The organism is Rufibacter psychrotolerans (assembly GCF_016924645.1).
GTDB lineage: Bacteria > Bacteroidota > Bacteroidia > Cytophagales > Hymenobacteraceae > Nibribacter > Nibribacter psychrotolerans.
This window is the reverse complement of sequence record NZ_JAFFJV010000001.1, coordinates 142,665-155,513: the sequence shown is the minus strand read 5'-3', so window position 1 is coordinate 155,513 and position 12,849 is coordinate 142,665. Positions and strand designations below refer to the sequence as shown.

11 protein-coding genes are annotated in these 12,849 nt (G+C 53.3%); 8 read left to right on the top strand and 3 right to left on the bottom strand.

The genetic code is table 11. From position 1 onward, the window contains the following. Window positions 1-48: 48 nt before the first annotated feature. From JT718_RS00670 to JT718_RS00655, 4 genes are all read left to right on the top strand, one after another. A complete protein-coding gene (locus tag JT718_RS00670) occupies window positions 49-1,263 on the top strand; it encodes an IscS subfamily cysteine desulfurase (protein ID WP_278251836.1) in 1,215 nt (404 codons plus the stop codon). Window positions 1,264-1,384: 121 nt separating this feature from the next. Next, the gene (iscU, locus tag JT718_RS00665; RefSeq protein WP_205499746.1) at window positions 1,385-1,798 is read left to right on the top strand and encodes a Fe-S cluster assembly scaffold IscU; all 414 of its coding nucleotides are present in this window, start codon (window positions 1,385-1,387) and stop codon (window positions 1,796-1,798) included. A gap of 21 nt (window positions 1,799-1,819) precedes the next feature. Continuing rightward, a complete protein-coding gene (locus tag JT718_RS00660) occupies window positions 1,820-2,224 on the top strand; it encodes a hypothetical protein (RefSeq protein WP_205499745.1) in 405 nt (134 codons plus the stop codon). Between the two features lie 18 nt (window positions 2,225-2,242). Then, a complete protein-coding gene (locus JT718_RS00655; RefSeq protein WP_205499744.1) occupies window positions 2,243-2,569 on the top strand; it encodes a HesB/IscA family protein in 327 nt (108 codons plus the stop codon). 127 nt (window positions 2,570-2,696) lie between these two features. On the opposite strand, the gene JT718_RS00650 is transcribed toward JT718_RS00655, so the two are convergent. Further along, window positions 2,697-3,161 carry a YybH family protein gene (locus JT718_RS00650; RefSeq protein WP_205499743.1) on the bottom strand — a complete coding sequence of 155 codons (465 nt, stop codon included), beginning with the start codon at window positions 3,159-3,161 and terminating at the stop codon, window positions 2,697-2,699. A 131-nt stretch (window positions 3,162-3,292) separates the two neighbouring features. Next, the gene (locus tag JT718_RS00645) at window positions 3,293-3,823 is read right to left on the bottom strand and encodes a YMGG-like glycine zipper-containing protein (protein WP_205499742.1); all 531 of its coding nucleotides are present in this window, start codon (window positions 3,821-3,823) and stop codon (window positions 3,293-3,295) included. 520 nt (window positions 3,824-4,343) lie between these two features. Here JT718_RS00645 and JT718_RS00640 point away from each other — a divergent pair. The 3 genes from JT718_RS00640 to JT718_RS00630 all read left to right on the top strand — a co-directional run bounded on the left by JT718_RS00640 (window position 4,344) and on the right by JT718_RS00630 (window position 9,594). Continuing rightward, window positions 4,344-4,493: a hypothetical protein gene (locus tag JT718_RS00640; RefSeq protein ID WP_205499741.1), complete on the top strand. Its 150-nt coding sequence runs from the start codon at window positions 4,344-4,346 to the stop codon at window positions 4,491-4,493. A 32-nt stretch (window positions 4,494-4,525) separates the two neighbouring features. Next, entirely contained in the window at window positions 4,526-5,803 is a 1,278-nt protein-coding gene (locus JT718_RS00635) for a hypothetical protein (protein ID WP_205499740.1), read from the top strand. 122 nt (window positions 5,804-5,925) lie between these two features. After that, window positions 5,926-9,594, top strand: a complete 3,669-nt coding sequence (locus tag JT718_RS00630; protein ID WP_205499739.1) for an AAA family ATPase — start codon at window positions 5,926-5,928, stop codon at window positions 9,592-9,594. A 593-nt stretch (window positions 9,595-10,187) separates the two neighbouring features. On the opposite strand, the gene JT718_RS00625 is transcribed toward JT718_RS00630, so the two are convergent. Beyond that, on the bottom strand, window positions 10,188-11,000 hold the full coding sequence (locus JT718_RS00625; protein WP_205499738.1) for a thermonuclease family protein: 813 nt from the start codon (window positions 10,998-11,000) through the stop codon (window positions 10,188-10,190). Window positions 11,001-11,330: 330 nt separating this feature from the next. Here JT718_RS00625 and JT718_RS00620 point away from each other — a divergent pair, with 330 nt between their 5' ends. Beyond that, window positions 11,331-12,686: an ammonium transporter gene (locus JT718_RS00620; RefSeq protein ID WP_205499737.1), complete on the top strand. Its 1,356-nt coding sequence runs from the start codon at window positions 11,331-11,333 to the stop codon at window positions 12,684-12,686. Window positions 12,687-12,849 lie beyond the last annotated feature (163 nt).

Genomic DNA, 12,849 nt, shown 5'->3' with positions numbered 1-12,849 from the left:
AATTCTGTTTTTTTGATAAGCAACACCATAGGAAAACTACTGACGAAGATGCTGAAATTTCCGATTTATTTAGATAACAATGCCACCACGCCCATGGATCCGCGCGTGTTGGAGGCCATGCTGCCGTATTTCACCAACCACTTCGGGAACGCCGCGTCCCGTAACCACCCATTTGGCTGGGCAGCCGAAGAGGCAGTTGACTATGCACGTGAGCAAATCGCGGCCCTTATCAACTGCAACCCAAAAGAATTGATTTTTACCTCTGGCGCAACAGAATCAGATAACCTGGCTATCAAAGGGGTATTTGAGATGTATGCTTCCAAAGGAAACCATATCATCACTGCCACTACTGAGCACAAAGCCGTTCTGGATACCTGCAAGCACATTGAGAAACTGGGCGGACAGGTAACTTATCTGCAAGTGAACTCAGAAGGCTTGATTAACTTAGAAGAACTGGAAGCCGCCATCACTGACAAGACCATCCTGATTTCTATCATGTATGGTAACAACGAGGTAGGCGTGATTCAGCCCATCAAAGAAATCGGAAGAATTGCCAAGAAGCACGGCGTTCTGTTCTTCACAGACGGTACCCAGGCAGTAGGTAAAATTCCGGTGGACGTAGAAGCCGACGGCATTGACCTGATGGCCTTCTCTGGTCACAAAATGTACGGTCCTAAAGGCGTTGGTGCCCTGTACGTACGTCGCAAGAATCCACGGGTAAAAGTAACTGCCCAGATGGACGGTGGCGGACACGAGCGCGGCATGCGTTCTGGTACTTTGAACGTGCCAGGTATTGTAGGTTTAGGTAAAGCTGCTGAGATCTGCCGCACCGACATGGAGTCTGATACTGCCCGCATCAAAGCCATGCGTGACCGTTTAGAAAACGAGTTGCTGCAGATTGAAGAGTCTTACCTGAACGGTTCTAAAGAGCACCGTCTGCCCCACGTAAGCAATATCTCCTTCAAATATGTAGAAGGCGAAGGCTTGATGATGGGTGTGAAAGACATTGCTGTTTCTTCTGGCTCGGCTTGTACTTCTGCCTCTCTGGAGCCATCTTACGTGCTAAAGGCCCTTGGCTTGAATGATGACCTGGCCCACTCTTCCCTGCGTTTCGGCTTGAGCCGCTTCACTACCGAGGAGGAAGTAGACTTCGCCATCAGCCACGTGAAAGAGGCCGTTGCCAAACTGCGTGAACTCTCTCCGCTGTGGGAAATGTTCAAAGAAGGAATTGACCTGAACACCGTTGAGTGGACAGAACACTAAAATCAATTAGGAATTGGGAATTAGTAATTAAGGATTATCAGCTTTGCCTTAAAAGCGTATATACTAGTTACTTAACCCCAATTCTTAATTCATAATTATTCATTCGTAATTAAAAAAAGCTATGGCTTATTCAGATAAAGTAATCGATCATTACAGCAACCCACGCAACGTAGGTACGCTGGACAAATCAAAAGCAAATGTGGGTACCGGTCTGGTAGGTGCCCCTGAGTGTGGTGACGTAATGCGTCTGCAGATTGAAGTGGATGAAAACCAGGTAATCACCGATGCCAAGTTTAAAACCTTCGGCTGTGGTTCTGCTATCGCTTCTTCTTCTCTGGCTACTGAGTGGTTGAAAGGCAAAACCGTAGACGAGGCTCTGGCTATTGACAACATGGAGATTGTGGAAGAGCTGGCTTTGCCGCCGGTGAAAATCCACTGCTCTGTATTAGCCGAGGATGCTATCAAAGCCGCCATCAATGACTACCGCGTGAAAAACGGTCTGGAGCCATTGGTAGAAGCCAAGTCACACCACTAATCCAAACGCTGCGCTACCCGCATGGATGTAACCAACGTGCACGTAGAGAGCGCGCGGATTCAGAAACAGATTGAAGACCATTTGGGCATGGAAGGAAGTCAGCTTTTGTTTGACTTCCGCCCCATGGAAGACCGGATGCGCTTGGATCTGATCACGGTGAACCCTCGCCACCACCAGTCTTTCCTGTTCCATACCGTAACGGGATATGACCGGGTGGATGCCCTCCGGAAGATGCTGGACTACGTGCGGCAGTTCCGCGACCGGGAAAGCTCTTACACCATCCAGTGGATGGCCCGGGGCGAGCGCGAGTTGAACACCTCTTATTTCCGGGCTTCCAACATGTATGATGCCCTGGATAAACTATATTATGGCCGCGACATCAACACCATCACTGTTTTCAGTGTGGTTTTGAATCCGGTCTCCTAAAAAAGAAAGGACACGCGTATGATTACCGTTTCTGATAAAGCAAAAGAAAAAGTTGTAAAGCTGAAGCAAGACGCCAACCTGGACGATAGCTTCCGCTTGAGAGCTTCTGTGGCCGGCGGCGGTTGCTCCGGTTTGTCTTATAAGCTTGACTTCGATGACGAGGTGAAGCCCATGGACCAGGAGTTTGAAGACAAAGGCGTAAAGGTAGTGGTAGATATGAAAAGCTTCCTGTACCTGGCCGGCACCGAGTTGGACTTCTCTGACGGGTTGAACGGCAAAGGCTTCTTCTTCAACAACCCCAACGCCAGCCGTACCTGCGGCTGCGGCGACAGCTTCTCTGTGTAATTACCAAGAAAACCATAAAGCAAAAAGGCACCCGTTTTGGGTGCCTTTTTGCTTTTATAGGCCAAAAAAAGAACGGCCTGGCAGTTCTGCCAGGCCGTTCTTTTTGCTAAAACCAACTTAAACTTCTTTATTGTTTTACCTGCACCGGATGATCTTCCAGCTGGGCGTAGTGTAGTTTCCAGAGGCCTTTGTCGTTCTTCTTCCAGAGCAGCAGGAAGTTTCCTTCCCCTTCGCCGCGCGGCAACTGCCGGTCCGATGGGATCACGTCTACGGTGAAGGTACCGCCCTCAAAGGCAATGTTCTCATCGGCGCCGGAGCTTACGGGAAAAATTCTCAGGTTCTCAATAGTCCCCATGGTTTCCCGCACCCATTTCTGCGATACTTCGCCCCTGCCGCTGTAGTGAACCTCGCCTTGCACAAAGTGGGCATCTTCGGCCAGGAGGGTGTCTAGTTGGGCAGAGTTGCGGCTGTTCCAGGCGCCTATAAACTGTTGGTTCAGTTGCTGCACGTTTACCGTTTCTTTCTTCTCATCGGTTTTAGAGCAAGAAAACAGAAAAACAGCCAACACAAACATAACAAGTGACGATCTCATAATTCCAGATTTTAGTGAATCAATACCCCACATACTCCGTTTGAATATTAGGTGTTTCAAATATTTTGGTACTTGTATAAAAAAGCCCAAGCTCAGGGCTTGGGCTTGTATTTTAAAGGCTCCTGCCCGGCTTACCAGCTTTTTCTTCTGTATTCAGAATCGGCGTACGGTTTAGAATAGTCGCCGTAGTGCTCATTAGGCAAGAAAGACAGGTTAGACATGCTCATGATCTGTGGCTGGCCAGCAGTGTACCCGGTGTACCCCATGGCAGCGGGGGCGGCAACGGCAGCCGCTTTAGAGGCCGAAGATGATTTTTTGGCCGCTGAACCCGCAGAGCGGTTTGAAGAGCTGTACGCGTACGCTCTGTTTGCGGCTACGGTTCTGTTAAACTCGGCTTCCCTTTCGGCGGCTTCTCTTTTGCGTTTGTTGTCAATGATTTTACCAACACCGTACCCGGCGGCACCTCCAACAACGCCCCCAACAACACCACCTACCACGCGGTTTCTCTTATGGATGATAGCTCCGGCAGCAGCACCAGTACCCGCGCCAATGACAGCTCCTTTTGCTTGTGGACTCCATTTCTTTCTCTCCTGGGCTTGGGCACTAGTAAAAGCAACAGACACCAAGAACATCAGGCTGAATATCAAACTAAGCTTTTTCATAACAGTACTTTTTAGAGTTTCTTACACTTAATCTCTTGTGTTTTCCTTCAATCCAACTACCGTGCCAAAAACCAAAACCAACTTAAAGATTGATTCCAAGAGCAGATTTTTGGCCTCTCACTTCTCTGCGCAGGCAAAACCCGCGCCTTACCTGCCTACCATGTGCTAAAACGGATTTTGCAATATTTAGATACACTAATATTCTTGCCCTACCCCCATGTCTGGCCAACCACGCCTCCAAAAACACGGGCCAGACCTACAGGCAAAGGCTTGAATCCCACTCTTTTCAGACGGGCCGGCGCTGCAACCTGGGCAGTGGCGTTTCTATTCCATATTTTCTAAAGGTGAGCAAAAGCCAGCGCTTACATCCATATACGTTACTTCAACGGGCTTTAAAACTGCTTCCAGCCTCTCTAGGGGCCTGCCGTATTAGAAGTACTCCAAAAACAGGAGGAGCCCTCTTGTCCCGGCCACCGGAATTTGCTAGTTTGGCTTACGTCATCCTCTAATCTTCTCCCGCATGCAGAAATTCCTGAGATCGTACTACCAGTTATTCGGCAGGGGTCTATTGACCAAGTTTATGCTGATGGCTTCGGTTTTCATTTCCGTTGGCGCCATTTACCAGTTCGGGGTACGAGTGGGTGAGTTCCTGTTCTATGTGCTGAAGTAGGTGCCCATTCAACGTACTCCCACTAGCGCTTCATGCAGGAAACTAAGACAACAAAGCAAACTTTCTTTGACTCCCTTAAAAGAGGAACAGGTGAAGCTTACCTGATTGCAAGAGAGAACCCAACAATTGACTTTTCTAAGTACATCATCAAAGGTGCCTTGAATAACCATGCCTATGATGGCCAATGCGAAAGCAGCAGGGCGCACTACATCTTTGACCTAATCTCCATTTCTAACCAAGAGGCCAAGATCCGCAGTGCTGTGCTTCAAGGACTGGCTACCGTTAGGGATGACACCTGGAGCCTGACCCACTTATTTGATTTGGTTAAGATTTTTGCGCAGCAAGGTGACACTGAGGCGAGGCAGGCACTTTATGACAACTTTCTACACAACCCTATCCCTGGGTCTGATTGGGTAGGCTCTTCTGAGATCTTAGAGTTAGATGGGTGGAGAGGGCTCTTGTTTATTGCAGAAAAGTATGGGAAATGGCTAGAGCAAAGCCCTGATGAGTGGCTTGATGACCGCTTGATCTGGCTCTTTCAGGAGAATAATCCCCAACTGCAAGTTATGCAGGAGCTTAACCGCGAAGCTAAAAAAAATCGTCACATCAGAATTTATCTGGATAACATTAAAAGGACTGAAGCAGGCGCTGTCAATCCCAAACCTGTACCTCAGACTTTCGCCAACATTGTAGCTGAAGTACTCCACAGTACGCCCTCTCTCTCCTACAGACGAACAAGCAAATTAACGGCAATTGAGCTTGAAACACTAGCGCATCATTTGATAACAGAAAAGAACAAAGCAAATCAAGAAAAGCTGCTTGATATTTTTGACATTCACCCCTTTCCTCTGGACAGTGAATTCATATTGAACCTGGCAAGGCAGAAACCTTCTTCAGGGAATAGAATCACAGAATACGCAACTGCGGCTCTAAAGCATTTGCATAGTGAAACGATCAGACAATTTGCCTTAGAAAGAATACCAAAAGCAAGGCATCCGCAAAAGTTCATAAATATCCTGTGTTCTAACTACCAAGATGGTGATGCCCAGTTGTTAACAGAGATAGCCAGAAAGTTCAAGAACGAGCACATGATTGAGCAGTTGGCGGTCACCTACATTGACATCTATGAAGCCAACAAGACTCCAGAATGCAAAGAACCACTGGAAGTCCTGTACGCTAAAATGACGTGTGGTCTTCACCGCAACTCACTTCTAAGAATACTAATAGAGAATAAAGCTTTGTCTGAAAGAATTAGAGAAGAAATTCCCTTTGACTGTGACCTTGAAACACGGGAGCTTTTAAAGAATTAAAGCTGAAAATACTTTCCTGTTTCCAACCAGTTTCTCCCAAAACAACCCCAAAACAAGAACCCTACCTCTCCTCCCCTTCCCCAAAACCTGTTATCTTTACTAACTCGCAACGCTTACCTCCCGTGAAGATAACCTCTGTCCGCTTCTATAACCTTAACTCGCTGCAGGGCGAGCATTTTATTCCGTTCCACCAACCACCCTTGAGCGAAAGTGGGCTGTTTGCCATTACCGGACCTACAGGCGCGGGCAAGACCACCATTCTGGACGCCATCACGGTGGCGCTGTACGGGCAGGTGCCCCGCCACGGCCGCGACGTGGCCGAGATCATGACCCGCCACACGGGCGAGTGCTGGTCGGAGGTGGAGTTTGAGGCCGAGGGAAAAGCGTACCGCGCCCGCTGGAGCCTCCGGCGTAGCCGCAGCAAGGCCGACGGCAAGCTGCAAAGCCCCGTGATGGAACTCATTGACGCCGCCACCCAGGAAGTGCTGGAGAGCCGCCTCTCTGAGACCCGCCAGCGCATCATTGACCTCTGCGGACTGGATTTCCAGCAGTTCCTCCGCTCCGTCATGCTCAGCCAGGGCGATTTCACCCGTTTCCTGAGAGCCAGCGAAAGCGAGCGCAGCGAGCTTCTGGAGAAACTCACCGACACCCGCATTTACTCCCAGATTTCCATGGCCGCCTACGAAAAGGCTAAGGCCGAGAAACAGAAACTGCAGGACATAGAGCAGCGGCTGCAACTGGACCAACTGCTGTCTGAGGAAGACCGCGCTGCGCTGAAACAGGAAACCCATCGGCTGAAAGCCGAGGCCCGGCTGGCCCAACAGCAGGTACAGCAGCATCTGCAGCAGCAGACTTGGCTGGAGAACCTGCAGAAGCTCACGCAGAAAGAAATCCAACTCACCACCCAGCTCACCCAGGCGCAAGCCCAGCAGGAAGCGTGGCAACCCAACCGCGAGAAACTGCTTCGACACGAGCAGGCCCAGCCGTTCCAGAGCGAACTGGCGCGCCTGCAGGAGGTACAGCGCCAGGGCGATACCGTGGTCCAGAAAGTAACTGAGTTGCAACAGCAGGTGCCCGTGCAGGAGCAGAAAGTGGCGGCTCAGACGCAAGCCACCCAGGCTGCCCGCACCACCCACGCCCAGGCCCAGCAAACCCTCACCGAAGCCGAACCGCGCCTGGACCAGGTGCTGCAGCAAGACTCGCACCTGGCCGCCCAGCAAGCCCAATACATCAGAGACCAGCAAGCCACCGCCCAGCTGCAGCAGCAGGTACAACAGCTTACCCAACAACAAGCCCAGCAACAGAATACGCTGCAACAACTGGTGCAGGAAGGCAAGCAACTCAACGACTGGCTCAAGGAGCACGGGCTGGACGAAGAATTATTGCAGACGCTGCACGAGGGGAAATCTGAGTTGCGCAACCTGGCCGAAGTACAGAAACAGCAGGAGAAGCTCCAGAAAGAGCAGGCCGTTATAAGGCAGAATTTGGAAAAAGAGGCCCAAAACGAGGCAATCACCAAACAGCAGTTGGCCGCCACCGAGCAGCAGTTGCAGACCCAGCAGCAGCAGCTTTCTGGGTTGCAGGCACAAACCGCCACTGCCCTGCAGGGCCAGGAGCCCGAAGCGCTGGAACAGCTCTGCCAGCGCCTGCCTTCTGTGTGTAGCCAACTGGAAAAGCAGCTGGAGCTGAGCAAAACCTATCTGCTGCAGGAAGCCCGAAGGCAGGAATTGCAGGCGAACGTAGCTACCACTACGCAAGACCTGCACCAGCACCGCACCCACCTTGTGCAAACCAAAACCGAGCGGGAGCAGGCGCAGGACAAACTCAAAGACCTGCAGCAGATTGTGGACCTGCAGCGGCAGATTCAGAAGTACGAAGACGCCCGCGCCCAACTGCAACCCGAGCAGCCGTGTCCGTTGTGCGGCTCCACGCACCACCCCTTGGTTGAGGAGCACCAGCCGCAGACGTTAAGTGAAGCCGAGCAGAACCTGCTGCAGCAGCAAACCAAAGTACAGCAATTGGACGGGCAGGAGCGTGCACTGGCCGCCGCCGTACACCGACTTGAACTGGCCGAGCAGCACACGCAGGAGCAATTAGCCCAGCAGGCCACCTCTCTCCAACAGCTGCAAACCCAGTTTTCGGCCTTGAACACCGCGCTGGCGCTCACCCACCAGATTACCGTCACAGATATCATAGACCAGATTTGGACCTCCCGCAAGGCCGAACTGCGGCAAGCCACGGCCACCTTGGAAAGCCTGCGCGGCCTGCGCACGCAGTTGGACCAAGCCCGAACCAACGAGCAGAAACTGCTGGCTGAACAGCAGCGTTTTCGGCATGATTTGCTCCTAATCGCCCAAAAACGTGCCCAGGCCGACCAGCAACTGGCGCAAGTACAAAATGAGCTGGAGGATCTATCCGATCAGGCCAACGTGCTTTCCCAGACGCTGCAGGGGTTCTTCCAGACCTACGGGCTTGCCTACGCGGGCTCCAATGGGGCCGAGCTGTTGGCGCAACTGGAGGCGCGCAGGCAAACCTACGAGCAGAAAAAAGCGCTGCTGCCCGAGTTGCGCGTAAAGTACTCTGAGGCCAAAGCCGCCGCCGACAACGGCAAAGTCACCCTGGAGGAAAAACAGGCGGAACTCGCCCAACGGCAAGGCCACCTGCAAACCGCGCAGGAACAGCTACAGGAACTCCGCCGGCAACGCCATGCCCTGTTGCCCGAAGGCGTGCAGCCGCAAGCCGAAAAAAAACGCCTGCAACAAGGCCTGCAGCAGGCCGCACACACCTTACAACAATCAGAAGCCGCCCTGCAGCGCGAGCAGGAACAACTGAATTGGCTCATCCACCAACTGGCCCAAAAGCAGAAAGAACAGCAGATCAACTTGCAAACGCAAAGAGAACTGGAGCAGGCGCTGCTGCAGAAAATCCAGCCCTTGGGCTACAGTTCTTTGGCGGAGCTGCAAGCGCAGTTGTTGCCTGAGCCTGAGGCCCGCCAGCTACGAGCCGACCAGGAGCGTCTGCAGAAAACCCTTACGGAACTGGAGCATAGCCTTGCCCAGTGCCGCCAAGAGTACCGAACCGAGAAAGAACGCCACCTCACCGAACTCACCCTGGAAGAACTGCAGCCGCTCATCCAGGCGCTGGACGAGGAGAAAAATCAACACCTGGCCCAGATTGCCCGCCTGGAGATGCAGCTCCAGCAAGACGCTGACCTCCGCGAGAAGCACCGCCAACTCACCCAGCAACTGGATGTGCAGAAGGGCGAGGCGGAGCGCTGGGCCCGTCTGGCCCACCTCATCGGCTCCGCCGACGGCAAGAAGTTCAGCAAGTACGCCCAAAGCCTCACGCTGGCGCGGCTGGTAGAGCTGGGCAACCGCCACCTGCACCGCCTCAACGACCGCTACCGTATCCTCAAGAGCCAGGAGAACGAACTGGACCTCCAGATTCTGGACACCTACCAGGGCGATGCGGTCCGTTCCGTGAACTCCCTCTCCGGCGGTGAAAGCTTTTTGGTGAGCCTCGCGCTGGCGTTAGGCTTGTCTGATTTGGCCAGCCACAAAGCCCAGATTCACTCGCTGTTCATTGACGAAGGCTTCGGCACGCTGGACGCGGACACCCTGGACATTGCCATGGATGCCTTGGAAAGCCTGCAGGCCAGCGGCAAAATGATCGGCATTATCTCGCACGTAGAGGCTTTGAAAGAACGCATCAGCACGCAGATTGTGGTGGAGAAACTGGCCGGCGGCCGAAGCAGCATCCGGGTGGAGCATGCCGTGGGTATGGCGGTGTAGAAGCAACTTTACCTCGTAGTGTCCGGAGGACCTACGAGTGTCTTCGGGAATTACCGTTAATGCCCTTAGGCCTTGCGGAACTGGCGTAGACCTTCGTAGGTCTTGCGGAATTTGCGTAGACACTCGTAGGTCTTGCAGACACTACGAGGTCTCTTGAGCAGGCTTTTTGGCGGTATGGCAGACGGTCTCTCTCAAGCTCAAGTAATGCTTCTCACCCGGTCATCTAGCTCTTTTTCACCTTTCATCTTGTTCGTCTCACTCTCATCTATCTAGCTCTGCTCACCTGTCATCCTGAAAGGATCTTGTGGGTGAACAGTAGTATCAGCTTTTCAGGGCAGTTACTTTCCATTGAAATTGTCTGTGCGGGAGTTTTTCAGCAGGGCTGGCTTCGCTGCGGGCGCAGCGAGGAGAGTCTGAGACTCCCCGTCATCTGGCAGCACGAGTCTGGAGACTCGCGCCAGTAGCTGCTTCAGTATCTGTGCTGGTATCTGCTAGTTTTATCATATTAACCAAGCTCGTCTATTGGCCTAGTCCGCCTGTTTTTGCTCCGTATTCAGAAAATAAGCCTTCAAACGGAGCTTAACGAGCTTAACCTAGTCTGCGCAGACTTTGCAGGGGGTACGCTTTTCTTTTTGGGCCTGGGCGAGGGTGATGGAGGCGACGGTGCTTTTGCATTGCCCTACAAGGTGGCAGTCTTTGTCTACATGGAAGGTTTTGGAGCCTTTGCTCTGGCAGATCACTACTTTGCCGCCTTTGGCAAGGGCGGTCACTTTTGGCGCAGCGGCCTCCTCCTCTGGGTCAACGTCGGGGTTAGTGGTGGCGGTGCCTTTGCCGCGACGGCTTTGCCGGAATTCCCAGGGTGCCTGCGGTGAGGGGCCTTCCCAGAGTCCACGTTTTTCGGCGCGGGCTTCGGCCTCCAGCCGGGCCAGTTCCTGGTCTTTGGAGTAGGCGGTGTAGTGCCAGGCGAACCCGTTTTTCACCAGTTCATGGTTTAGGTTACGGCCATCGGGCAAGATGATTTCGCCCACCGTACGGCCGTAGCGGTCTACGTCATGCACCACCAACTGCACAAACTTACCAAAAGCCAGGTCTGAGGTAAACTGGCGGGCCCGGGTACCGTAGTCCTGGTTCTTCTCGGGGCAGTCTACGCCCTGCAGCCGCACACGCAATGGTTTGCCGTCCTTCAGCAGTTCCACGGTGTCGCCGTCTTTGATGGCAATCACCTTGTAGCCAGTCTCCGAGGCTTCCTCCTGCTCAGTGGCGGGGCCCTGGCTGGTTTCCTGCTTCGGTTCCTGGCTTTGCTGACAGCCAAACAGTAAACCCAGGCAAAGCAGCCAAACGGTTAGCCGGTTAAGGTGTTTACACGCGGGCATAAATAGAAGGTACATCATGGTTCTAGTAGTCATACGTGGAAAGTTAAGGGATGACGCTCAGCCCCGCCACAGAATGCCGCGCTTTTACCCGAAATTTTTTCTGAATTTTCCCTGAAAATTATTGGTAACCGGGGTGCCGCCTAAATTTATCAAACTCCCAAATGCCCTTGCCGCCTTTTAGGAAAGTGTTAGCCGCAGCCACTAAATGCCAGATAGCTTTAGAAGAATCACAAATCACCAATTTACCATATCCTAATAAACAACTAGATTCATTAACTAACTCACAATAAAGTGGTTTTATTGTTGAAATATTTTTAGTAGACTTAGTAAGCCAAACTTTTTCAAACCATAAACAGCTTACTTATGATCACCTCTACTGCTCCGGCTGCAACGCCTACCAAAGCGCCTTCGGTCACTAAGCTTTCCAAGATCCCGTTCATTCTCCTGGTACTGGTGGTGGGGCTTACCTTTGTGTTCCCGGCCGTTCCCATAGCGGCGCCCCAGGCTGACCTGAGCCCCGCCGACATGGCCTGGATGCTGACCGCCACCGCCTTTGTGTTGCTCATGACCCCGGGACTGGCTTTCTTCTACGGGGGCATGGTGAACCGCAAAAATGTGCTCTCTACCATGCTGCAAAGCTTTATCTGCATGGCTATGCTCACGGTGATCTGGGTGGTGTTTGGGTTTAGCCTGGCCTTTGGCGAGTCCTTGGGCGGGGTGATTGGCAACCCGGCCACGTTCTTCATGATGCAGAACGTGCTGGACGGCGCACCCTGGGAACTGGCACCTACCATTCCGCTGGCGCTTTTTGCCATGTTTCAGCTAAAATTCGCCATCATTACGCCGGCCCTTATTACCGGGGCCTTCGCCGAGCGCATCCGGTTTACGTCGTACACCGTGTTCATCCTGCTGTTTTTCATCTTCATTTACGCTCCGCTGGCGCACGCCACCTGGCACCCAGAGGGCATCCTGTTCCAGTTGGGAGTGCTGGACTTTGCGGGCGGAACCGTGGTGCACATGTCGGCGGGGTGGGCGGCGCTGGCCTCGGCCCTTTTCCTGAAACGGAGACACGAGGCCACGCATTCTCCGGCCATGATCACGTTTGTGCTGCTGGGCACGGGCCTGCTGTGGTTTGGCTGGTTTGGGTTCAACGCCGGTTCTGCCATGGGCGCCAATCCGTTGGCGGCAACGGCCCTGTCTACCACCATGGCTGCCTCGGCCGCCGCCGCCCTGGCCTGGATTTTCTTTGACGGCGTGAAAGGCCGGAAACCTTCGGCCATGGGCACCTGCATTGGGGCGGTGGTGGGTTTGGTGGCCATTACGCCGGCCGCGGGTTTTGTGACGCTGCCCCACTCCATTGCCATTGGCGTGATTGCCGCCGTGGTGAGCAACCTGCTGGTTGACCTGCGGTCGCGCACCACCATTGATGATACCCTGGATGTCTTCCCCTGCCACGGAGTGGGCGGCATGGTGGGCATGCTGCTGACGGGGGTGTTCGCCAGCAAGGGCGTGAACCCCAACATCCCCGACCAAGGCTTGCTCTTTGGCGAAACCAAGCTGTTCCTGGCCCAATTCGGGGCTTTGGTGGGGGTGTCGGTGTTTGCGTTTGCGGGCTCCTGGCTCCTGCTCAAGGTAACGAATTTGATCTCACCGCTACGGGTGTCCCACGAGGAAGAGCAACTGGGCCTCGACCTCTCGCAGCACGACGAGAAACTATAACTCCATTTCCCCGCTGTTTTGACCAAAACAGGCCGGAATCAGCCCACCCCGCTGATTCCGGCCTGTTGCTTTTAGAGCCAATAGCTGTTGCCTGGCTCGCAGCCGAGGTCTGCTTTTAACGCGCCGCCAGGAACCGCTACCATCCTAGCAGCTGAAAACCCTC

Bases quoted from the DNA above. Each gene is read 5' to 3' on its own strand.
- JT718_RS00670 (WP_278251836.1), top strand. From the start codon at position 49: ATGCTGAAATTTCCGATTTATTTAGATAACAATGCCACCACGCCCATG.
- iscU (WP_205499746.1), top strand. From the start codon at position 1,385: ATGGCTTATTCAGATAAAGTAATCGATCATTACAGCAACCCACGCAAC.
- JT718_RS00660 (WP_205499745.1), top strand. From the start codon at position 1,820: ATGGATGTAACCAACGTGCACGTAGAGAGCGCGCGGATTCAGAAACAG.
- JT718_RS00655 (WP_205499744.1), top strand. From the start codon at position 2,243: ATGATTACCGTTTCTGATAAAGCAAAAGAAAAAGTTGTAAAGCTGAAG.
- JT718_RS00650 (WP_205499743.1), bottom strand. From the start codon at position 3,161: ATGAGATCGTCACTTGTTATGTTTGTGTTGGCTGTTTTTCTGTTTTCT.
- JT718_RS00645 (WP_205499742.1), bottom strand. From the start codon at position 3,823: ATGAAAAAGCTTAGTTTGATATTCAGCCTGATGTTCTTGGTGTCTGTT.
- JT718_RS00640 (WP_205499741.1), top strand. From the start codon at position 4,344: ATGCAGAAATTCCTGAGATCGTACTACCAGTTATTCGGCAGGGGTCTA.
- JT718_RS00635 (WP_205499740.1), top strand. From the start codon at position 4,526: ATGCAGGAAACTAAGACAACAAAGCAAACTTTCTTTGACTCCCTTAAA.
- JT718_RS00625 (WP_205499738.1), bottom strand. From the start codon at position 11,000: ATGACTACTAGAACCATGATGTACCTTCTATTTATGCCCGCGTGTAAA.
- JT718_RS00620 (WP_205499737.1), top strand. From the start codon at position 11,331: ATGATCACCTCTACTGCTCCGGCTGCAACGCCTACCAAAGCGCCTTCG.